This is a genomic window from Pseudoxanthomonas sp. SGT-18 (assembly GCF_003931645.1).
In the GTDB taxonomy this organism is placed as follows: domain Bacteria; phylum Pseudomonadota; class Gammaproteobacteria; order Xanthomonadales; family Xanthomonadaceae; genus Pseudoxanthomonas.
On the sequence record NZ_RRYJ01000002.1, the window covers coordinates 227,379 to 248,882 of the forward strand.

Annotated in this window: 21 protein-coding genes; 11 read left to right on the forward strand and 10 right to left on the reverse strand. The window is 71.6% G+C overall.

Going from position 1 to position 21,504, the window contains the following annotated elements; genetic code table 11:
- Positions 1-38 precede the first annotated feature (38 nt).
- From EIM47_RS04095 to EIM47_RS04105, 3 genes are all read left to right on the forward strand, one after another.
- Complete coding sequence (locus EIM47_RS04095; protein WP_019398453.1) at positions 39-395, forward strand: PadR family transcriptional regulator; 357 nt, start codon at positions 39-41, stop codon at positions 393-395.
- Positions 396-399: 4 nt separating this feature from the next.
- Positions 400-1,323 carry a sensor domain-containing protein gene (locus tag EIM47_RS04100; RefSeq protein ID WP_125076219.1) on the forward strand — a complete coding sequence of 308 codons (924 nt, stop codon included), beginning with the start codon at positions 400-402 and terminating at the stop codon, positions 1,321-1,323.
- Between the two features lie 366 nt (positions 1,324-1,689).
- Positions 1,690-2,418 carry a hypothetical protein gene (locus tag EIM47_RS04105; RefSeq protein WP_125076220.1) on the forward strand — a complete coding sequence of 243 codons (729 nt, stop codon included), beginning with the start codon at positions 1,690-1,692 and terminating at the stop codon, positions 2,416-2,418.
- A gap of 80 nt (positions 2,419-2,498) precedes the next feature.
- On the opposite strand, the gene phaZ is transcribed toward EIM47_RS04105, so the two are convergent.
- Together phaZ and EIM47_RS04115 are read right to left on the reverse strand one after the other, a co-directional pair.
- Entirely contained in the window at positions 2,499-3,746 is a 1,248-nt protein-coding gene (phaZ, locus tag EIM47_RS04110) for a polyhydroxyalkanoate depolymerase (RefSeq protein WP_019398456.1), read from the reverse strand.
- A 98-nt stretch (positions 3,747-3,844) separates the two neighbouring features.
- Positions 3,845-4,708 carry a pirin family protein gene (locus tag EIM47_RS04115; RefSeq protein WP_019398457.1) on the reverse strand — a complete coding sequence of 288 codons (864 nt, stop codon included), beginning with the start codon at positions 4,706-4,708 and terminating at the stop codon, positions 3,845-3,847.
- A 212-nt stretch (positions 4,709-4,920) separates the two neighbouring features.
- On the opposite strand from EIM47_RS04115, the gene gpmA reads away from it, so the two are divergent.
- The 6 genes from gpmA to EIM47_RS04145 all read left to right on the forward strand — a co-directional run bounded on the left by gpmA (position 4,921) and on the right by EIM47_RS04145 (position 10,988).
- Positions 4,921-5,670, forward strand: a complete 750-nt coding sequence (gene gpmA, locus EIM47_RS04120; RefSeq protein WP_028914747.1) for a 2,3-diphosphoglycerate-dependent phosphoglycerate mutase — start codon at positions 4,921-4,923, stop codon at positions 5,668-5,670.
- 55 nt (positions 5,671-5,725) lie between these two features.
- Positions 5,726-6,112, forward strand: coding sequence for a Na+:solute symporter (locus EIM47_RS04125; protein ID WP_125076221.1), 387 nt, complete (start codon positions 5,726-5,728; stop codon positions 6,110-6,112).
- A 365-nt stretch (positions 6,113-6,477) separates the two neighbouring features.
- On the forward strand, positions 6,478-8,583 hold the full coding sequence (locus EIM47_RS04130) for a TonB-dependent siderophore receptor (protein ID WP_240626154.1): 2,106 nt from the start codon (positions 6,478-6,480) through the stop codon (positions 8,581-8,583).
- Between the two features lie 25 nt (positions 8,584-8,608).
- Positions 8,609-8,920 (forward strand): hypothetical protein, encoded by a 312-nt coding sequence (locus EIM47_RS04135; RefSeq protein ID WP_028914744.1) that lies wholly within the window; start codon positions 8,609-8,611, stop codon positions 8,918-8,920.
- Positions 8,921-8,932: 12 nt separating this feature from the next.
- Positions 8,933-10,621 carry a PepSY-associated TM helix domain-containing protein gene (locus EIM47_RS04140; RefSeq protein WP_125076222.1) on the forward strand — a complete coding sequence of 563 codons (1,689 nt, stop codon included), beginning with the start codon at positions 8,933-8,935 and terminating at the stop codon, positions 10,619-10,621.
- Positions 10,614-10,988, forward strand: coding sequence for a DUF3325 domain-containing protein (locus tag EIM47_RS04145; protein ID WP_125076223.1), 375 nt, complete (start codon positions 10,614-10,616; stop codon positions 10,986-10,988). Before EIM47_RS04140 ends, EIM47_RS04145 begins: the two co-directional genes overlap by 8 nt.
- Here the strand turns inward: EIM47_RS04145 and EIM47_RS04150 are convergent.
- From EIM47_RS04150 to EIM47_RS04170, 6 genes are all read right to left on the reverse strand, one after another.
- Positions 10,930-11,427 (reverse strand): arsinothricin resistance N-acetyltransferase ArsN1 family B, encoded by a 498-nt coding sequence (locus EIM47_RS04150; RefSeq protein WP_028914742.1) that lies wholly within the window; start codon positions 11,425-11,427, stop codon positions 10,930-10,932. The two genes, EIM47_RS04145 and EIM47_RS04150, sit on opposite strands and share 59 nt — an antisense overlap.
- A gap of 53 nt (positions 11,428-11,480) precedes the next feature.
- Positions 11,481-11,861 (reverse strand): tautomerase family protein, encoded by a 381-nt coding sequence (locus tag EIM47_RS04155; protein WP_028914741.1) that lies wholly within the window; start codon positions 11,859-11,861, stop codon positions 11,481-11,483.
- A gap of 98 nt (positions 11,862-11,959) precedes the next feature.
- Entirely contained in the window at positions 11,960-12,712 is a 753-nt protein-coding gene (locus EIM47_RS04160; RefSeq protein ID WP_019398465.1) for an SDR family oxidoreductase, read from the reverse strand.
- A complete protein-coding gene (locus EIM47_RS04165; RefSeq protein WP_164514540.1) occupies positions 12,709-13,218 on the reverse strand; it encodes a GNAT family N-acetyltransferase in 510 nt (169 codons plus the stop codon). Before EIM47_RS04165 ends, EIM47_RS04160 begins: the two co-directional genes overlap by 4 nt.
- A gap of 26 nt (positions 13,219-13,244) precedes the next feature.
- Complete coding sequence (locus EIM47_RS16085; protein ID WP_019398467.1) at positions 13,245-13,376, reverse strand: hypothetical protein; 132 nt, start codon at positions 13,374-13,376, stop codon at positions 13,245-13,247.
- The gene (locus EIM47_RS04170) at positions 13,373-14,629 is read right to left on the reverse strand and encodes an MFS transporter (protein WP_233603080.1); all 1,257 of its coding nucleotides are present in this window, start codon (positions 14,627-14,629) and stop codon (positions 13,373-13,375) included. The genes EIM47_RS16085 and EIM47_RS04170 overlap by 4 nt, the downstream gene beginning before the upstream one ends.
- 95 nt (positions 14,630-14,724) lie before the next feature.
- On the opposite strand from EIM47_RS04170, the gene EIM47_RS04175 reads away from it, so the two are divergent.
- Together EIM47_RS04175 and EIM47_RS04180 are read left to right on the forward strand one after the other, a co-directional pair.
- On the forward strand, positions 14,725-15,663 hold the full coding sequence (locus tag EIM47_RS04175) for a LysR substrate-binding domain-containing protein (protein WP_125076225.1): 939 nt from the start codon (positions 14,725-14,727) through the stop codon (positions 15,661-15,663).
- A gap of 82 nt (positions 15,664-15,745) precedes the next feature.
- Positions 15,746-17,311 (forward strand): phospholipase D family protein, encoded by a 1,566-nt coding sequence (locus EIM47_RS04180; RefSeq protein WP_125076226.1) that lies wholly within the window; start codon positions 15,746-15,748, stop codon positions 17,309-17,311.
- Between the two features lie 10 nt (positions 17,312-17,321).
- Here the strand turns inward: EIM47_RS04180 and EIM47_RS04185 are convergent, their stop codons facing one another.
- Both EIM47_RS04185 and mfd read right to left on the reverse strand, forming a co-directional pair.
- Complete coding sequence (locus EIM47_RS04185) at positions 17,322-17,930, reverse strand: HD domain-containing phosphohydrolase (RefSeq protein WP_125076227.1); 609 nt, start codon at positions 17,928-17,930, stop codon at positions 17,322-17,324.
- Between the two features lie 31 nt (positions 17,931-17,961).
- Positions 17,962-21,462 carry a transcription-repair coupling factor gene (mfd, locus tag EIM47_RS04190; protein ID WP_125076228.1) on the reverse strand — a complete coding sequence of 1,167 codons (3,501 nt, stop codon included), beginning with the start codon at positions 21,460-21,462 and terminating at the stop codon, positions 17,962-17,964.
- Positions 21,463-21,504: the final 42 nt, after the last annotated feature.

Here is a 21,504-nt window from a genome sequence, read left to right on the forward strand (position 1 = left end):
GCTCCGGAGCCTGCCAGAGGCAGGCGAGGAGCCCATCCATGGTCGACATCGAGGCCCAGCTGAAGAAGTTCCAGAAGGAGCTCAGCGCCGGCACCGTGTCGCTGGTCCTGCTGGCGGTGCTGGCGCGGGCCAGCGAGCCCCTGTACGGCTACCTCATCGCCAAGCGCCTGGAGCAGGTGGGCGGCGGCGTGCTCAGCGGCAAGCAGAGCGCGCTGTACCCGGTGCTGCGCAACCTGGAGGGCGCAGGCCTGCTGGAAAGCCACGTCGAGCCATCCGATGCCGGCCCGCCGCGGCGCTGCTACCGCATCACCGGCGCCGGCCGCGAGGTCCTGGCGCAATGGGCCGCCGCCTGGCGCGCCACCCGCGATTCCGTCGATTCCGTCCTGGAGGAGTAAGCGCATGAACGCCAAGCAGGGTCGGCCGCTGCCGACCACCATCCCGGAATACCTGGAGCAGCTGCGCGAGGCGCTTCGCGGCGCGGATCCGGCGCTGGTCCAGGACGCGCTGTACGACGCGGAGGAATACCTGCGCTCGGAGCTGGCCGAGCAGGCCGGCCGCGACGAGGCCGAGGTGATTGCCGCGGTGGCCGGCAGCTACGGCGCGCCGGAGGAAGTGGCCGAGATCTACCGCGAGACCGAGGTCACCGTGAACCGCGCCCTGTGCCCGCCGCGTCCGCCGAAGCAGCGCTCGCTGGTCGGCCGCTTCTTCGGCGTGGCCGCCGACCCGTACACCTACGGCGCGCTGTTCTACATGCTGCTGTCGCTGGCTACCGGCGTGTTCTATTTCACTTGGGTCGTCACCGGCATCTCCACCTCGGGCGGACTGCTGATCCTGATCATCGGCGTGCCGCTGCTGCTGCTGTTCCTGATGTCGGTGCGGCTGCTGTCGCTGGTGGAAGGGCGCATCGTCGAGGTGCTGCTGGGCGTGCGCATGCCGCGGCGGCCGCTGTACATCCAGCGCGACAAGCCCTGGCTGACCCGCATCGGCGAGCTGTTCACCGACGGCCGCACCTGGACGGCGATGGCCTACATGCTGGCGATGCTGCCGCTGGGCACGGCGTACTTCAGCTGCATCGTGACCCTGCTGGCGGTGAGCCTGGGGCTGCTGCTGACGCCGCTGGCCTCCCTGTTCGGCTGGTGGGATAGCGCCGGCTTCCACCTGGACGGCCTGTACTTCGCCCTGGCCGACAGCTGGGCGGGCGCGCTGCTGGCGTTCGCGATCGGCTTGCTGCTGCTGTTCGCGACCCTGCACCTGGCGCGCCTGGTCGGGCGCTGCCACGGCTGGCTGGCCAAGCACCTGCTGGTGCGCAATCCGGTGGTCTGAGCCCGCCTCCCGGCCGGCCAATGGCGCCGGCCGGTCCTTCCCGAAACCGTGCCGCGGGTCGAGGCCCTCGACGCCTCGGCGCCAGGGGCGAGGCAGGGGGGGCGGCTGCCGCAGGCCTGGACATTCCGCGCCGGGCAAGGGGAACGGCCACCCATGGGGCGGCCTTTCCGTTTTCCGGAGCCGTGGCGCAAGGCCCGGGCGCGCGCGTATCCGGCGATGGATGTGCACACCCGTGCCGCGTTCGCGATCCAATCCGGCATGTCTGGCCGGCAATTTCGGCGGTTGGCCCCCAAGGTCCTGCCGGGAGCAACCCGGTGCGGTAACGTCGCCCCCGCCGTGATCCGCGGCGTCTGTGGAGAGGACGACATGGAGCAGAGAACCGCGATGCGCTGGCTGCTGGCCTATTCAGGCGCGCTGACGGTGGCCGTATGCGCCTTCCTGCTGACCGGCGCGGCCGCACCGGGCAAGCGCGCCAGCTTCGAGGAGATCGACGTGCAGCGCATCAACGTGCGCGAGCCGGACGGCACGCTGCGCCTGGTGGTATCGAACCGGACGCGTTTCCCGGGCCTGATCTTCCGCGGCAAGGAGCACCGCCATCCGCGCGAGGTCGCCGGCATGCTGTTCTACAACGATGAGGGCACCGAGAACGGTGGCCTGGTCTTTGGTGGCTCGCGCGGTCCGGATGGAAAGCCCCGTGCAGGAGGGCATTTTTCCTTCGACCAGTACGAGCAGGACCAGGTGGCCACGTTCGGTCAGTACGAACGGGATGGCATCCGCTGGGCGGGAGTCACGGTGCTGGACCAGCCCGATGGATCGTCCGAGCCAATGTTGGAGAACCTGGAGGAGCTGAACGCTTTGCCGCCGGACGAGAGGCAGAAACGCCAAGTCGAACTCACCGGCGGACCGGCCAATGTCGCGCGCGTGTTCCTGGGCAAGGACCACGAGCGCTCCTCCCTGCTGTCCCTGAGGGACGCCGAAGGCAGGGTCCGGCTGCTGCTGAGGGTGGCCGCCGACGGCGCCGCCGCGGTCGAGTTCCTGGACGAGGCCGGCAAGGTGGTGCGCCGGTTGGCGCCCGAGGACATCAGCGCGCAGTGAGCACGCAGCCGGCATCCCGGTCCTGCAGGAAGAAAGGCCGCCCATGGGGCGGCCTTTCCGTTGTGCCAATGGGGCAAGGCTCAGTCGCGTGCGTATCTGGCGATGAACTCGCGCACCTGCGGATAGACCTTCTCGCGCCAGCGGCGGCCGCTGAAGATGCCGTAGTGGCCGGCGCCTTCGACGATCAGGTGCTTCTGGTGCGACTTGGCAATGCCGCTGCACAGGTCGTGTGCTGCCTCGGTCTGGCCGAGGCCGGAGATGTCGTCCAGCTCGCCCTCGATGGTGAACATCGCGGTGTCCTTGATCGCCGCCGGATCCACGCGCTCGCCGCCGATCACCCATTCCCCGCGCGGCAGCAGGAACTCCTGGAACACGATGCGGATGGTGTCCAGGTAGTACTCGGCGGGCATGTCCAGCACCGCGTTGTACTCGTCGTAGAAGCGGCGGTGGGCCTCGGCGTCCTGCAGGTCGCCCTTGACCAGGTTGGAGTAGAAGTCCCAGTGCGACATGAAGTGGCGGCTGGGGTTCATGGCGATGAAGCCGGCGTGCTGCAGGAAGCCCGGGTACACGTCGCGGCCCTGGCCCGGGTACGGCGGCGGCACCGTGTGGATGACGTTGTTCTCGAACCAGGACAGCGGATTGCGCGTGGCCAGGTTGTTGACCGCGGTCGGGCTGCGGCGGGCGTCGATCGGGCCGCCCATCATCACCAGCGAGCGCGGGATCGGCTCGCCGCGCGCGGCCATCAGCGACACCGCGGCCAGCACCGGCACCGTCGGCTGGCACACGCTGACCACGTGCAGGTCGCGCGCGCCGATGTGGCGGATGAAGTCCTCCACGTAGGCCACGTAGTCGTCCAGGCAGAACGCGCCGGCTTCCACCGGCACCATGCGCGCGTCGACCCAGTCGGTCACGTAGACCTTGTGGTCGCGCAGCAGGGTGGAGACGGTGTCGCGCAGCAGGGTGGCGTGGTGGCCGGACAGCGGCGCCACCACCAGCACCACCGGGTCGTCCTTCATCGCCGCGATGGTGGCCGCGTCGTCGCTGTAGCGCTTGAAGCGCACCAGCCGGCAGAACGGCTTGCGCAGCGCCTCCTGCTCGAGCACCGGGACCTGCCGGCCCTGCACCTCCACCTCGTGGATGTTCCAGGCAGGCTTCTCGTAGTCCTTGCCCAGGCGGTGCACCAGCTCGTTGCTGGCGGCGATGCGCTCGGCCCCCGGCAGCGACGACACCCAGCTGTTGGGGTCGGAGAAGATGCGGGCATTGGCTTCGGCCAGATGGACCCAGGGGGCCATCATGGCGCGGTTGAGTTCATGCAGCTGGTAGAGCATGGAGGGTCCACGCTTCGGGTCTGGCTGTTGCATTGCACCATCGTAACCGAAGAGGACGCAGGTCGACGTGGGCGTCGCAGCCTGCGTGAGACGTGCGTTCAGCGGGCGGGAAGGGGGATGAACTCGGGGTCGCCGTCGATCTGGCCGAAACGGCCTTCAAGCCAGTCCTGCTTGGCCTGCTCGATGCGTTCCCTGGAACTGGAGACGAAGTTCCACCACAGGTGGCGGCGCCCGTCCAGCGGCTCGCCGCCCAGCAGCATGGCCTTCAGCGGGGTGCGCGCACGCAGCACCGGGCGCGTGCCGCGGTCGGGCAGCACCAGGTGCCGGGCCGGGATGTCGCGGCCGTCGAGCTGGGCCTCGCCTTCGAGGATGTAGAGCGCGCGCTCGGCATGGCCGGTGTCCAGCGCCACTTCGGCGTCCGGCTCCAGGTCGATGGCCACGCTGAGGGTGTCGGCGAACACCCGCACCGGCGATTCCTCGCCGTAGGCGCGCCCGGCCAGCACCCGCAGCCAGGCGCCCTCGCGCCGTTGCTGCGGCAGGGTGGCCGCAGGGTGGTGGAAGAACGCCGGCTCGGCTTCCTCGTGCGCCTGCGGCAGGGCCACCCAGGTCTGCATGCCGTGGGCCGTGCTGCCGGTCGCCCGCTCCTCGGCCGGGGTGCGTTCGGAATGGGCGATGCCGCGGCCGGCGGTCATCCAGTTGACGTCGCCCGGGCGGATCACCTGGTCCGAGCCGAGGGTGTCGCGGTGGCGGATCGCGCCGTCCCAGAGGAAGGTCACCGTGGCCAGGCCGATGTGCGGATGCGGGCGCACGTCCAGGCCGTGGCCGCGGTCGAACACCACCGGGCCCATGTGGTCGACGAACACGAAGGGACCGACGCTGCGCGCCTGCAGGGAGGGGACCGCGCGGCGTACCAGGAAGCCGTTGCCGAGATCGTGGACGCGGGGTTCGACGAGGGTGGTCATGGCGGCGCTCCGGGGAAGGACCGGGGCGCAGCATTGCATGCCCGGCGCGCCGCTGCGCGCGCGTGGCCGCGACGGTGCTTTCCGCGCCGCCGCCGGGGTGGCCGTACGCGCCCGGACGGACGGATGCGGCGCGGCTTGCGGCGGCGACTTGCCGCTACAACTTGCCGCTACAATCGGCCTCGCTTTCGCCCCCGAACCGGAGACCCCACACAGTGACCCGCAAGCTAGTCCTGCTGCGCCACGGCCAGAGCCAGTGGAACCTCGAGAACCGCTTCACCGGCTGGGTCGACGTCGACCTCACCGAGCAGGGCCGGGCCGAGGCCGCGGCCGGCGGCCGCCTGATGCGCGAGGAAGGCCTGCGCTTCGACGTGGCCTATACCTCCACGCTCAAGCGCGCCATCCGCACCCTCAACATCGCGCTGGGCGAGCTGGACCAGGACTGGATCCCGGTGCACAAGAGCTGGCGCCTCAACGAGCGCCACTACGGCGCGCTGCAGGGCCTGGACAAGGCCGAGACCGCGGCCAAGCACGGCGAGGAGCAGGTCAAGATCTGGCGCCGCTCCTACGACATCCCGCCGCCGGCGATGGATCCGTCCGACGCCGGCCACCCGGCCAACGACCCGCGCTACGCCGGGCTGGACCGCAACGCGCTGCCGTCGACCGAGTCGCTGGCCACCACCCTGGACCGGGTGCTGCCGTACTGGCACGACGCCATCGCGCCCTCGCTGAAGTCGGGGAAGACGGTGCTGGTGGCCGCGCACGGCAACTCGCTGCGCGCGCTGTACAAGTACCTCAACAACGTCTCGAAGGAAGAGATCCTCGAGCTCAACATCCCCACCGGCATCCCGCTGCTGTTCGAGCTGGACGACGAGCTGAAGGTGGTCTCGCACCGCTATCTGGGCGATCCGGAAGCGGCGGCCCGCGCCGCCGCGGCGGTCGCCGCCCAGGGCAAGGCCAGGTAGGCAACCATCGAAACACCCGGCTCCGGCCGGGTGTTTCGTTTCGTGCAGCAGACCCATGCGTATCCGACGACCCCGCGCGCGGCTTGCCGGCATCCTCGCGATCACGGTGGTGATCGCCCTCCAGGCCGTGCTGGGGTTCGGCTGCCATGGCCAGGACCTGCGCCGGTTCGCCATCGGCCTGGGCGTCTTCGTCCTGCCGCCGCTGCTGCCGGCGCTGGTCTGGCTGGCCACCGCCAATCCGCTGCGCGCGGTGGGCGCCTGCGCGCTGTTCGCGCCATGGCTGCTGTGGGCCGGTTACGTGGACTGCATCCGGCCCGATGCCGGGGGCGGGGCGTCCATGGCGTATGTGCCGGTACTGCTGTACGGCTTCCCCAGCGCCGTGCTGGGTGCGCTCCTGGCCGGGCCGGTGTGCCGCCGGCTGGGCATCGCCATCGATCCCTGATCCGCGCCGTACTGCCGGGGCAGGGTCATGGCGCTTGCGGAATGAGATCGATTCGCATTTAATGCGTGCAGCAGCTCCACCCAGGACGGCCGCACGGACCCGCACCCGCCGATGCAGCGCGGGGAAAGGCGAGGCACTCCAAGGCAGCAGGCTGCACAGCCCGGCACCGGACGCATGAGCGGCCGGCCGGGGCGCTTCCGCTTCCGCTGCCGCCACCGCCATGCCACTGGTCCATGCCGCCCATGCCTGAAGCCGCCATCGCAGTTGGCTTGCGCGGGCGGGGCCGTGGCCCGGCGACCGGCCTCCCATGTCCTTCCCGGAGCCGTCACGTGAGTCCTCGCTGCAACCCGTCGTTTCCCGTCCCGATGCCTGCCCCCCGCCGCCGCACCCTTGCCGCGTGGGTGGCGATGGCCGTCGTGCTGGCCGCGCCCGCCGCGTCCGTGCTGGCCGGGGAGAGCGGCGAGCCGGCCGCCACCGAGCTGGACGCGGTCCTGGTGGTCGCGCAGCGCGCCAGCCGCGCCAGTACCGGCGCCACCAACCTCGACCTGGAGATCAGGGAGACCCCGCAGTCGATCAGCGTGGTCACCGCCGAGCAGATGCACCTGTTCGGTGCTGATAGCGTCAACGAGGCCCTGCGCCTGGCCACCGGCGTGCAGGTGGACGAGTGGGAGACCAACCGCACCAGCTACAGCTCGCGCGGTTTCGACATCCTCAACACCCAGATCGACGGCGTGGGCATGCCCAACAGCTGGGGCATCGCCACCGGCGCGTTCGATACCGCCGGCTACGAGAAGGTGGAAGTGATCCGCGGCGCCAATGGCCTGCTGACCGGGGTGGGCAACGCGGCCGGCACCATCAACTACGTGCGCAAGCGCCCGACCAACGCGCGGCAGGGCAACGTGGGCATCAGCCGCGGCACCTGGGACACCACCCGCGTCGAGCTGGACTATTCCACGCCGTTCACCGCCGACGCCACCTGGGCCGGCCGCGTGGTGGCCGCGCACGAGGACGGCGATTCCTGGCTGCGCGCCAACAGCAACCAGCGCGACTTCGTCTACGGCGTGGTCGACGGCCAGGTCGGGGCGAACGGCACCCTGGCGCTGGGCTGGTCGTACCAGCGCGCGAAGTCCGACGGGATCATGTGGGGCGCGCTGCTGTTTGCGAACAACGACGGCACCCAGGCGCAGTGGCCGACCAGCGCCACCACCACCCAGGACTGGACCTGGTGGAACACCACCAACCACACCGCCTTCGTCGAGTACACACACCGCCTCGGCGACGCCTGGCAGCTGAAGGCCGCCTACAACTACCGGCGCGCCACCGGCGACGACCGCATGTTCTATGCCTACGAAGGTGCGGACGGGCTGGATCCGGAGACCGGCCTGGGCCTTTACGGCTATCCCTGGGGAGGGGCGGACGCGTCCACCGCACACCTGGGTTCGCTGGTGCTGGACGGCCGCTTCCAGTGGCTGGGCCGCGAGCACGAGCTGGTGCTGGGCGCGAGCGTGTCGCGCAGCGATGCCGATGGCTGGGAGTACCCGGCCGATCCGGCCTCGCCGGGCTGGGGGGCGCTGCCTGCGTTCCCTTATCCCACCGACGCCATCCCCGAGCCGGCCTGGGGCGAGCGCACGCTTTACTCGGTGCTGGACCAGCGCCTCAAGCGCGTGTTCGGCGCCACCCGCATCGCCATGACCGACCGCTTCAAGGCCGTCCTCGGCGCCAACTTCGCCGAGTACCGCCGCAGCGGCAGCCTGTACGGGGCGCCGTTCGACCAGACCACGCGGCACACCAGCCCGTATGCCGGCCTGACCTTCGACTTCAGCGACAAGGTGCTGGGCTACGTCAGCTACTCGGACCTGTACCAGCCGCAGGACCAGGTCGATGCGGACGACCGCTACCTCGACCCCAGCAAGGGCGTGAACTACGAGGCCGGCGTCAAGGCCAGCTGGCTGGACGACCGCCTGCTGGCCACCATGGCCGTGTTCAGGGCCGACCAGAAGAACCTGGCCACGCCGGTGGGCTTCAACGACCTGGGTTCCTACATCTACGCCGGCGTGGACGTGGAATCGCGCGGCGTGGAGCTGGAAGCCACCGGCCGCATCAACGACCACCTGGACGTGGTGGTGGGCTATACCGCGCTCGAGCTGGACGGGCTGGATGGCGACGACACCTATCCCTGGGTGCCACGCCGCAGCGCCAACCTGCTGCTGGCTGGCCGCGTGCCCGGTTACGAAGCCTTTTCCTGGGGTGTCGGTGGACGCTGGCAGGGCCGCATCTTCAACGGCACGGTGAGCCAGGACAGCCATGCGGTGCTCAACGCGTACGCGGCCTGGGACTTCCTGCCCAATGCGACCGTGCGCATCAACGCCGGCAACATCGGCGACGAGAAGTACATCAATACCCTGCGCTACGGCGCCGGCTACTACGGTGCCCCGCGCAACTACACCCTGAGCCTGGACTGGCGTTTCTGACGCCGGCCCCGCAGGAGACGCAGCCATGTCCGCCACGTCGATCCGTTCCCGCCATCCACGCCTGCAGCTTGCCGCGCGGGTCGGTGCCGGCGTGGTGGGCGGCTATGTCTTCGCCTGGGGCTTTATCGCCGCCGGCATGGCGTTGATGTCCAAGGCCGGGATGGAATTCCACGACGCCGAGTTCGTCGCAAGCGCGCTGGGCCTGCTGCTGTGGCTGGCGGTGCTGCTGGGCGTGGTGGCCGGGCGCCGCAATCCGGCCTGGGCCTGGCTGGGGCTGCTCGGCGGCGGTGCGCTGCTGGCGGCGCTGGGCTCGTTCGTGCAATCGACGATGGCCTGAAGGAGACCACGCATGTTCCAGAACTTCCGCCAGGCCATGGCATGGCTGCATACCTGGTTCGGCCTGGTCCTCGGCTTCGTGCTGATGGCCGCGTTCTTCTTCGGCGCCCTGTCGGTGTTCGACCGCGAGATCGACCGCTGGGCGCTGCCGGCCACGCGCTTCGAGCCGCAGCCCATGCCCTCGTTCGAACGGGTGCTGCGGCCGGCGTTCGAGCGCCTGCAGCCGGACCCGGCCCTGGTCGAGGCGATGCGCCCGCGGGTGGATGGGCCGATGCCGGAACGCTTCGACCGCATCGCCTACTGGAGCGCCTACACCACGCATCGCGATCCGGTGTTGGCGATCTACGCCGGCTGGGAAGTGCCTGGCGCCAGGGACCCGGACGAGCAGCTGTACGCGCTGGGCACGATCGATCCGCGTGACGGCTCGGCGCTGCGGGACGACCAGCTGAAGATCGGCAGCGGGTTCTTCTACCCGATGCACTACAGCCTGACCGTGGACTGGAAGAACCTGGGTTTCTGGATCGTGGGCCTGGCCGCTATGGCGATGCTGGCGGCCCTGGTCAGCGGCGTGGTCATGCACCGCAGGCTGTTCCGCGAACTCTTCACCTTCCGTCCCGACCGTGCCCGCCTGCGCAGCGTGCTGGACCTGCACAACCTCACCGGCGTGGTCGCGCTTCCGTTCCACTTCTTCTTCGCCTTCACCGGACTGCTGATCTTCGCTTCGACCTACTACTTCCCGGTTGGCCACACCCAGCTGCACGACCTGCACGAGTTGCACGAGAAGCACGAGGCCGCCGCACTGGGCCTGCCGCACGGCCGTTCCGGCGTGCCTGCGGGGCTGGCCAACGTGGATGCGATGGTGGCCGAGGCGCAGCGACGCTGGGAGGCGCGGGGCATGGCCGGCGATGTCGGTTTCCTGGTGCTGCAGCACGTGGGCGATGCCAACGGCTACGTCAGCGTGTACCGCGCTGGCACCGACCGCATCGCCCTGGTCGGGCAGGGCATCCACTTCAAGGCCGATACCGGAGAGCTGCTGCGCGAGGATCCGCCGGCCACGCCGGCGGCGCGGGTGGCGGAGTTCCTCACCGGCCTGCACCTGCAGCATTTCCGCCACTGGCTGCTGCGCTGGCTGTACGTGCTGGGCGGACTCAGCGGGGCGGCATGCATCGCCACCGGCTTCCTGTTCTTCGTGGAGAAGCGCAAGCGCCAGCATGCCGCGCGCGGCAGCCAGGGGGCGCGCATCGTCGACGCACTGGCGGTGGCCGCGGTGACCGGCATGGTCCTGGCGACCCTGGGCATCCTGGTGGCCAACCGTGTGTTGCCGGAGCACCTGCCCGGGCGCGGCGACTGGGAGCGGTGGGCGTTCTGGGGCACCTGGCTGGCGTCGCTGGTGCATGCCGCCTGGCGCAGCGCGCCGGTGGCGCGCGGACTGCCCAATCCGGCCTGGCGCGAGCAGGCCTGGGCGATCGCGCTGCTGGCCGTGGCCGCACCGGTGCTGAACTGGATCACCACCGGCGACCACCTGCTGCGCACCCTCGGCCAGGGGTACTGGCCGGTGGCGGGCGTGGACCTGTCGCTGCTGGCGGCCGCGATGATTGCCGGTTCCGTCGCGGTCCGGCTGGGGCGAAAGGCCCGCGCCGCCGCGGCCGCAGCCGCGCTGCGTGAGACTGCGGCCGGGCAGGGGGAGGCGGTGCATGCCTGATGCCCTCCTGCATGCCGCGACCCTGCTGGCCTGCGTGGCCGGCATGGGCTGGCTGGCGCTGGCAATGGACGTGCATGCGCGCCAGGCCTGGGGCAGGGCGCTGGCGCCGGGCGCTGCGCGCCTGCTGCGGGTGCTTGGCGGCACGGCGCTCGTCGTCGGCCTCCTGCTGGCCCTGGCCGCCGACCACGCCAGCATAGCGGTACTGGTCTGGGTGATGGCCCTGGCCGGTGCGGCGCTGGCGGTGGCGTTCGCCCTGGCCTGGCGTCCGCGCTGGTTGCGCTGGCTGGCGCCGTGGATCGGCGTGGCGGTCAGGACCCCTGCAGCATCAGCTGCCAGTAGCCGACGTCGATCCAGCGGTCCTGCTTGAAGCCGACCTCGCGGAAACGGGCCACGTTCTGGAACCCGAGCCGTTCGTGCAGGGCGACGCTGGCCTCGTTGGGCAGGGCGATGCCGCCGATGGCGGCATGCAGCCCGGCCTTGCGCAGCCCGTCAAGCAGGGGCGAGTAGAGCGCCTTGCCGATGCCGCGGCCGGTGCGGGCCTGGTCGAGGTAGACCGTCGTCTCGACCGAGTAGCGGTACGCGCAACGCCCCTTCCAGCGCGATGCATGGGCGTAGCCGAGGATCGTGCCGGCTTCCTCCGCGACCAGCCATGGCAGGCCGCCATCGAGGGTTTCGGAGATGCGCGCGGCCATCTCCGCGGTCGCTACCGGCTCGGTCTCGAAGGTGATGCAGGTGCCGGCGACGTAGGGGTTGTAGATCGCGGCGATGGCCGCGGCGTCCTCGGGCGTGGCACTGCGGATCTGCATGGGGGCTCCGGTGCGCGGGTGGGCCTGCGGATGCTACCGCGGCCCGCGGCCGGTCAGGCGTGGATCAGGCGGCCGCCGGCGAAGGACCAGTTCTCCCAGGTGGTTTCCTTGAAGCACACCATCACGTGCTCCGGATCCAGGCCCTGGGCGGCCAGCCGTTCCATCAGGTCGGCCAGCAACCGTTTCTTAACTTTCACGCTGCGGCCCACCGACCACAGGATCTCTATCAGGACGAAGTCCTCGCCGCGTGGCGAGGACAGGTCCGGATAGCTGGGGTCGTAGCGGAAGTCCGCCGCGTCCAGCTCGATCACGCGCTGGAAACGGTCGGTCTCCGGTACCCCGGAGGCGACCAGGGCGGCGTGCACGGCATCGAGCAGGCGGGTCTTGAATTCCGCGCTCTTGGGCTTGCGGACGGTGGCGGTCACCAGCGGCATGACGGTGCTCCTTGCGCGGGATGCCGGGGCAGCATATGTCCGCCCGGCGCCCACGTGCGCCGGGCGCCATATTTCCGTTGCGGAACGGCGGGCCGGCGCTACAGGCCGCCGGTGACCGCAAGCACGCTGCCGGTCACGTAGGACGCCTGCGCGGACAGCAGCCAGGCCACCGCCGCGGCGACTTCCTCCGGCTGGCCGGGACGCTGCATCGGGATGCGCGCGGCGACCCGCGCCGCGCGCCCGGGTTCGCCGGCGCGCGCGTGGATGGTGGTGTCGATGGTGCCCGGTGCCACCGCGTTGACGTGGATGCGGTGTGGCGCCAGTTCGCGCGCCAGGCCCACGGTGAGCGCTTCCAGCGCGGCCTTGGAGGCGGCATAGGCCACGTATTCGCCGGGGGAGCCGGTGCGCGCGGCCACCGAGCTGATGTTGACGATGTCCGAGCGTGCCTGGCGCCCGCGCCAGCGCCGCGCGGCCTCGCGGCACAGGCGCACCGGCGCGGCCAGGTTCACCGCGAGGATGCGTTCCAGGTCGGCGTCGTCCAGCGCCTCGATCGGGCCCAGCCGCCCGGTCACGCCGGCGTTGTTGACCAGCGCGGCCACCGGTCCCAGTGCCTCGGCGGCATCGAACAGCCGGGGCGCGGCATCGGCGGCGGTGACGTCCAGGCGCAGCGCCCGGCAGCTGCGCGCGGACGGATCCAGCGCCGCCTGCAGCGCGGCCGCTTCCGCATCCGGGGACGAATGGGTGAACAGCACCGCATGGCCGCCGGCATGCAGCCGTTCGACGATGCAGCGGCCGATGCCGCGGCTGCCGCCGGTGACGATCGCCACCGGACGCGTGTGGGAAGGGCTCATGCCTCGACCTCCGGGGCCGGATCCGTGGATGGCGTGCCGCCTGCCTCGACCGGCGGCAGCTCGCATTCCATCACGATGTTGCAGCGGGCGTACCGGGGGTGCGGGCCGCGGTGCACCGCGCGGAAGCCGAAGACCTCGTAGAGGTGGATGGCGGCCCCCAGGCGCGTGTTCGAAAACAGGCGCACGCGCCTGGCGCCCAGCTGGCGCGCCCGCTGCAGCGCCGTGGCCAGCAGGATCCGGCCCCAGCCCTTGCCGCGTTCGCCGGCGGCCACGGCCATGCGCGCCAGCTGCATCACCCCGTCCTCCTCGCGCAGCAGCGCGCAAGCACCGATGACCTCGCCGCGGTTGCTGAGGGTCAGGATCGAGCCGCCCTCGCGCACGATCCGCATCGGGTCGCGTGCCAGCGCGCGGTCGGCTTCCTCGAGCCGGAAGTACTCGCCGATCCAGGCTTCGTTGAGGCGGATGAAGTCGGCGGCATGCTGTTCGTTGTCGTAGTGGATGCGCATCGGAACTCCATGGAGCGGGGTTGGGGTCATCCGCACAGCGCCGTGGTCCAGGCGCCCAGCCAGGCGGCGACCACGCGCGGGTGCAGCCAGGCCGCGAACAGCAGCACGCACGCCACCGCGGCGGCCAGCAGCGCGACGGCGGCGCGGAGGCGGCTCATGCGGCGGCCGGCGCGGGGGAGCGGAGCAGCGGGCGGTCGTCGATCGGCCAGTGCAGGGCGGCGGCGAGCACGCCCAGGGCGATGGCCAGCAGCCACACCAGGACGTAGGAACCGGTCGCCTCGAACACGCGCCCGCCCATCCACACGCCCAGGAACGAGCCCAGCTGGTGGCCGATGAACACCAGGCCGAACAGGGTGCCGAGGTAGCGCAGCCCGAACACCCCGGACAGCACGCCGTTGGTCAGTGGTACCGTGCCCAGCCACATCAGGCCCATGACCGCGGCGAAGGGGTAGAGCGTCCACGGCCCCGGCGGCAGCAGCACGAACAGGGCGATGGCGACACTGCGCGCCAGGTAGATCCCGGCGAGCAGGTACTTGGGCCGGTAGCGGCCGCCGAGCACGCCGCAGGCGTAGATCCCGGCCACGTTCGCCAGCGCGATCGTGGCCAGCGCGGCCACCGCCGCCTCCGGCGCCAGGCCGCGGTCGGCCAGGTAGGCGGGCAGGTGGTTGGCGATGAAGGCCAGCTGGAAGCCGCAGGCGAGGAAGCCCAGGTTGAGCAGCCAGAAGCCGCGATGGCCGCAGGCCTCGCGCAGGGCTTCGCCCAGCGCCTGCGGGGGAGCGGACTGCGCACCGGCGGCCGGGCGCGGTTCGCGCAGCACCCGCGCCAGCGGCAGCACCAGGGCGAACGCCGCGGCACCGGCCAGCAGCGCGCCCTGCCAGCCCAGGCCTTCGATCAGCCCCTGCGTCGCCGGCACCAGCAGGAACTGGCCCAGTCCGCCCAACGCGCCGGCCATGCCCACCGCCCAGGCCCGGCGCTCGCCGGGCACCTGGCGGCTGACCGCGGCATAGACCACGCCGAACGCGGTCCCGGCCAGGGCCAGGCCGGTGACCACGCCCGCCGCCAGCACGAACCCGGCGGCGCTGGTGGCGCGGGTCATGCCGTACAGCCCGAGCACGTACAGCACCACGCCGCTGGCGACGACGCGCCCGGAGCCGTGGCGGTCGGCGACCATGCCCGCCAGCGGCTGGGCCAGGCCCCAGACCAGGTTCTGCACTGCAAGGGCCAGGGCGAACAGTTCCCGCGACCAGCCGCGGGTCCCGGTGACCGGCAACAGGAACAGGCCCTGCACGTGGCGCAGGCCCAGGGCCAGGCCCATCACCACGCCGGCCGCCGCCACCACCATCCACACCCGGGCCCGGCCGGGCCCGGGTTCGCATGCGGTCATGGAATCCTCGGGGATGCGGGAAGTCATGGCGGCGATCCGTGTAAGCTGCGGTTTCCGCCATTAACCGTGGTCGGAGCGTCTGGCTCAAACGAGATTTCGGACTGCACGCATGCGCTGGAGGAATGCGAGTGGACCTGCACCGTTTGCCTTCGCTGGACCTGCTGCGCGGCTTCGTCGCCGTCGGACGGCGGCTGAGCATCACCGATGCCGCGCGCGAACTGTGCCTGACCCAGTCGGCGGTCAGCCGCCAGGTGCAGGCGCTGGAGGAGCAGCTGGGGACCCGGCTGTTCCGCCGCGGCCATCGCTCGCTGGCCTTCACCGCCGAGGGGGAACGCCTGTTCCGCAGCGCCGACGCCGCCCTGCAGCAGCTGCAGGACGCGCTGGGCGCGGTGCGCGAGCGCGCCCGCAGCCGGCCGGTCACGGTCAGCGCCACCATCGGCTTCACCGGGCTGTGGCTGCTGCCGCGCCTGAGCCGGTTCCAGGCCCGGCATCCCGGCGTGGACGTGCGGGTGTCGGCGCACAACCGCGTGGTCGACCTGCGCAACGACGGGGTCGACCTGGCGATCCGCTACACCAGCGCCGAACGCGCGCCGCCCGGGGCACGCCTGCTGTTCCATGAGACCGTGGTCCCGGTCGCCAGTCCGGCGCTGCGAGTGGGCGCGCTGGAGGGCCCGGAAGCGCTGGCCGGGCTGACCCTGCTGGAGTTCGAGAAGCCCGGCTATCCCTGGATCCAGTGGCTGCCCTGGCTGGCCTCCATCGGCTGGGGCCAGGCACGCCCGCGCGCGATCCTGCACTTCAACCAGTACGACCTGGTGATCCAGGCCGCGCTGGCCGGGCAGGGCATCGCCCTGGGCCGGCGCGAACTGGTGCGGCCCTTGCTGGAGGAGGGGCGGCTGGTGGTGCTGGACCAGCTGCCGGCGCCGGCGTCTTCCGGGCATGGCTACTGGCTGCTGCAGGCCGAGGCCGAGTTGCGCCCGGAAGTGGCGGCGGTGGCTGCCTGGATCGAGGACGAGGCAGGCCAGGAGGCGACCGCGCCGCTGCATCGGCTGCTGGCCGAGTAGGCCGGACACGGCGGCGCGCCCGCATGCGGCGTCCTCGCGGGTCCGTGCCTACAATCCGCCGATCCACACCGGCGAGGGCGCGATGAAGGCGAAGGCGAAGAAGGTCCTCAAGTGGCTCGCGCTCGGCCTGGCCGTGTTCGCCATGGCCTCGCTGCTGTCGCTGTACGCCTACGGCCGCTTCGCCGAGCGCGCGCGCGGCGAGGTGGTCATGGCCCTGCCGCTGGCCGACGCGCAGACCGCGATCGACCGCGCGGTGGTGCCGCTCACCGATGCGCGCCCGGGCCAGACCGGCATGGTGATCCTGGGCGACAACCTCGACGCCTTTGCCGTGCGCGCGATGACCGCGCGTTCGGCCGGGCGCAGCCTGGACCTGCAGTACTACATCTGGCACGACGACTTCACCGGCAACATGCTGCACAACGAAGTGCTGCGCGCGGCCGACCGCGGGGTGCGCGTGCGCCTGCTGCTGGACGACATGAACGTGCATGGCAGCCACTCGGTGCTGGCGGCGCTGGACAGCCACCCCCTGATCGAGGTCCGGCTGTTCAACCCGACCCGGGCCCGCGAGGGCACGCTGGCGCGCGGCGTGGAGCTGCTGCTGCGCTTCGTCAGCCTCAACCGGCGCATGCACAACAAGATCTGGCTGGCCGACGGCCGCATCGCGGTGGTGGGCGGGCGCAACATCGGCGACGAATACTTCGACGCCGCCGCCGACGTGAACTTCATGGATACCGACGTGGCCGTGATCGGCGTCGCCGCCTGCCAGGCCGAGGAGGTGTTCGACGCCTTCTGGAACAGCGCCAGCGCGATCCCGCTGGCGGCGCTGGTGGAGGTCGCGCCGGATGCGCTGGACAAGGTGCGCGCCAGCCTCGACGCGGGCCTGGAGTCCGACCGTGCCGGCCCGTACCTGGAACGCCTGCGCACCTCCGACCGGGTGCGCGAACTGCTCCAGCGCCAGTCGATGCACTGGACCGACAACGCCATGATCGTCTCCGATCCGCCGCAGAAGGCCGAAGGCGCGCCGCAACGGCCGGACTGGATGACCCCGGTGCTGGTCGCGCGGGTGAGCACCGCGCGCCGCGAGCTGAAGCTGATCTCGCCGTACTTCGTCCCGGGCCACGCCGGCCTGGAGTGGCTTTCCGGCATGCGCGGGCGCGGGGTGGAGGTGAGCATCCTCACCAACTCGCTGGCGGCCAACGACGTGCTGGCGGTGCACGGCGGCTACGCCGGCTACCGGGTGCCGTTGCTGCGCGCCGGGATCGCGCTGTATGAGCTCAAGCCGCATGGCGCGGTCGACACCAGCCTGTTCGGCTCCAGCGGCGCCAGCCTGCACACCAAGGCCTACGTGGTCGACGGCAGCCACGGCTTCATCGGCTCGTTCAACCTCGACCCGCGCTCGATCAAGCTCAACACCGAGATGGGGCTGATGTTCGACCATCCCGGCGCGGCGGCCGAGCTGGAGGCGCTGTACGCGAAGAAGACCTCGGCGCAGACCGCCTACCGCCTGGCCCTGGAGGACGGCCGCCTGCGCTGGCACGACGACGCGGCGCAGCCGCCGGCCACCTGGGAACGCGAGCCGGAGGCAAAGGCCTGGCAACGCGCCGCCGCGCGCGTGATCGGCTGGCTGCCGGTGGAATCGCAGCTCTGAGGCCGGCGCCTCAGGCGTCCGGATCGCGGCGCAGCACCGCCTCGAGCTGGCGGTAGACCTCCGGGTCGATGCGCCGGCCACGCTCGGCGGCCAGCGCTTCCAGCGCCGCGCGCGCCGGCAGGGCCGGCCGGTACGGGCGGTCGGACGTCATCGCGTCGTAGCCGTCGGCCGCGGCCAGGATCCGCGCCTCCAGCGGGATCGCCTCGCCGGCCAGGCCGTCCGGATAGCCGCTGCCGTCGTAGGCCTCGTGGTGGTGGCGGATCAGGTGCGCCACCTGCGCGGCGTCGTCGCGCTCGGTGGCGCGGAACAGGCGCTCGCCCAGTTCCGGATGCAGGCGCATGCGTTGCCGCCGCGCCGCGTCGAGCCGGCCCGGATACAGCAGCACGTCGTCGCGCACGCCGATCTTGCCGATGTCGTGGAAGCGCGCGGCCAGGGCCAGGTGGGCCAGGCGCTCGCGGTCCAGGTCGAAGCGCTGGCCAAGCAGCGCCGCCAGGCGGCAGACGCGGTCGCAGTGGCCGTCGGTGTAGGCGTCGCGCTGCTCGAGGGCCAGGGCCAGCGCACGGAGCGAAGCGCTGGCGCGGCCAAGCGGCAGCGCCGGCGCGGGGATGGGGTCGGGCATGTGGGGGCGGGGGAGGAGCGGTGGCGGGCGCTCAGCTGGGGGAAAGGGCGGTGAGCAGTCCGCGCGCGGCGTTGAAGCGGTCGGCGGGTTCCGGCAGCGGCAGCCGCACCTTGAGCTTGTCCGGGCCGTCCATCGCGTACAGCTTCGGCTGCTGCTGGATCATGCGGATCACCGACATCGGATCGACCTTCGGCTTGGCCTCGAACACGATGCGGCCGCCGTTCTCGCCCAGCTCCAGCTTGCGGATGCCCAGGGCGTCGCACTGCCGCTTCAGCTCGGCGATGGCGAACATGTTCTTGACCGCCTCCGGCAGCAGGCCGAAGCGGTCGATCATCTCCACCTGCAGTTCGCGCAGGGCCTCGCCGTCGCCGGCGCTGGAAATGCGCTTGTACAGGGTCAGGCGGGTGTGCACGTCCGGCAGGTAGTCCTCCGGGATCAGCGCCGGCACGTTGAGCACGACCTCGGCGCCGCGGGTTTCCTCGCCGGCGTCCAGGTCCGGCAGCTTGCCCTGGCGGATGCTGCGCACGGCCCGCTCCAGCAGCTCGGTGTACAGGCTGAAGCCGACCTCGGCCATCTGCCCGCTCTGGTCCTCGCCCAGCAGCTCGCCAGCGCCGCGGATCTCCAGGTCGTGGGTGGCCAGGGTGAAGCCGGCGCCCAGCTCGTCCATCGAGGCGATCGCCTCCAGCCGCTTCTCCGCGTCCGGGGTCATGGCGCGGCGGTCCGGCGGCACCAGCAGGTAGGCATAGGCGCGGTGGTGCGAGCGGCCGACGCGGCCGCGCAGCTGGTGCAGCTGGGCCAGGCCGAAGCGGTCGGCGCGGTTGATGATGATGGTGTTGGCGTTGGGGATGTCGATGCCCGACTCGATGATCGTGGTCGCCAGCAGCACGTTGAAGCGCTGCTTCTGGAAGTCGAGCATCACCCGCTCCAGCTCGCGCTCGGGCATCTGCCCGTGGGCCACGCCGATGCGCGCCTCCGGCACCAGTTCCTGCAGCTGGCGCTGCATGCGGCCGATGCTTTCGACGTCGTTGTGCAGGAAGTACAGCTGGCCGCCGCGCGACAGCTCGCGCTGGAACGCCTCGCGCAGCTGGTTGTCGTCCCAGGGCACGACGAAGGTCTGCACCGCCAGCCGGTTCGGCGGCGGGGTAGCGATGATGCTGAGGTCGCGCAGCCCCGCCATGGCCATGTTGAGCGTGCGCGGGATCGGGGTGGCGGTCAGGGTCAGCAGGTGCACGTTGGCGCGCAACGCCTTCAGCGCCTCCTTCTGGCGCACGCCGAAGCGCTGTTCCTCGTCGACGATGACCAGGCCCAGGTCCCTGAACTTCACGTCCGGCTGCAGCAGGCGGTGGGTGCCGACGATCACGTCGATCTCGCCGCGCGCGACCTTCTCCAGCTCCGCCTCGATTTCCTTCTTCGACTTGAAGCGCGACAGCACCTCGACCTTGAGCGGCCAGTCGGCGAAGCGGTCGCGGAAGTTGCGGTAGTGCTGCTCGGCCAGCAGGGTGGTGGGCACCAGCACCGCCACCTGGCGCCCGGCGCTGGCCGCGGCGAAGGCCGCGCGCACCGCGACCTCGGTCTTGCCGAAGCCCACGTCGCCGCAGACCACGCGGTCCATCGGCTGGCTGGACTGCAGGTCGCGCAGCACCGCCTCGATCGCCGCGTGCTGGTCCGGGGTCTCCTCGAACGGGAAGCCGGCGGCGAAGCCCTCGTACATGGCGCGGTCGATGTCCAGCGCCAGGCCGGCGCGGGCCTTGCGCCGGGCCTGGATCTCCAGCAGCTCGGCGGCCACGTCGCGGACCTTCTCCTGGGCCTTGCGCTTGGCCCGGGTCCACTGCTCGCCGCCCAGCGAGTGCAGCGGTGCGGTCTCCGGCGAGGCGCCGGAGTAGCGGCTGACCAGGTGCAGCTGGGTGACCGGCACGTACAGGCGGTCGCCCTTGGCGTACTCGATGTCCAGGAACTCGCCGGGCATGCCACCGATGTCCATCGCCACCAGGCCGCGGTAACGGCCGACGCCGTGGTCCTCGTGGACGATGGGCGCGCCCTCGCTCAGCTCGCCCAGGTCGCGGATGATCGCCTCCGGCTCGCGCCCGGCGCGGCGCGCGCGCCGCGGCTGGGTGGCGCGCTCGGGGAACAGCTGGCGCTCGGTGAGCACCACCAGCCGTGGCTCGTCCAGGGCGAAGCCGTCTTCCAGCGGCGCCACCGCCAGGGCGAAGCGCTCGTCGCCCTCGAGGAAGGCGGGGAAGCCGGCCACGGTCTTCGGCTGCAGCCCGGCGGCCTGCAGCACTTCCAGCAGGGCCTCGCGGCGGCCGGGCGAGTCGGCGGCCACCAGCACCCGGCCCGGGTAGCTGGACAGGAAGCTGCGCAGGGCCTCGCCGGCGCGCGGCTGGTCGGGCCCGGCGATCGGCAGCGCCGGCGCCGGCTGGTCGCCGAGGGCGGCGGCGTCGGCGGCGTGGGTGTGTTGCGGGCCGCACACCTCGATGCGGATGCCGCGGTTGAGCTGCTCGCGCAGCGCGTCCGGCGGCAGGTACAGCTCGGCCGGCGGCAGCACCGGGTGCTCGACGTCGTGCCGGCGCTGCTCGTAGCGGTTGCCGGCCTGCTGCCAGAACGCGTCGGCGCAGGCGCTGGCGCCGTCGGCCAGCACCGGCAGCACGCTCACCGGCAGGTAGTCGAACAGCGTCGCGGTCGATCCGGAACCATCGCGGCTGGGGGCGAAGAACAGCGGCAGGTAGTACTCGATGCCAGCCGGGGCAATGCCGGCCTTGAGGTCCTGGTACAGCGCGCTGCGCCGGGTATCGACGTCGAAGCGCTCGCGCAGGGCGTCCATCACCCGCGCCAGGCTGGCCTCGTCCATCGGCGTCTCGCGCCCGGGCAGCATGTGCACCGCCTCGATCTTCTCCAGCGAGCGCTGACTCTCCGGGTCGAAGCGGCGGATCGAGTCGATCTCGTCGTCCAGCAGCTCGATCCGCAGCGGCGCCTCGGCGCCCATCGGGTAAACGTCGAGCAGGCCGCCGCGCACGGCGAAGTCGCCCGGGTCCAGCACCTGCGGCACGTTGCGGTAGCCGGCCGATTCCAGCCGGCGCTTCTCCGCGTCCAGGTCCAGGCGCTGGCCGGTCTTCAGGTCGAAGCTGCTGCCGGCGATGTAGCGCAGCGGCGGCAGCCGCTGCAGCAGGGTCTGCACCGGCACCACCACGATCCCGCGCTCCAGCCGCGGCAGGCGCTGCAGCGCGGCCAGGCGCTGGCTGATGATGTCCGGATGCGGGCTGAAACGGTCGTAGGGCAGGGTCTCCCAGTCCGGGAACGGCACCACCGGCAGGTCGGCCCCGGCGCCCAGCAGGGTCAGCAGGTCGGCCTCGACCTGGTGCGCGGACAGGGTGTCGCGGGCCACGAACAGCAGCGGACCGGGATGGGCGCGGGCGGCGCGCACCAGGTGCCAGGCCAGCGCGGAGGGCGAGGCAGGCGCGTTCCACCAGGCGCGGGCCTGGCCACGCCGGGGAAGCGGGGGAATGGGAGACACGGCTCGGTTCGACGACGACATGAGCCGTCCATTGTACCGGGCGGGCGCGGGCGGCCCGTGCGC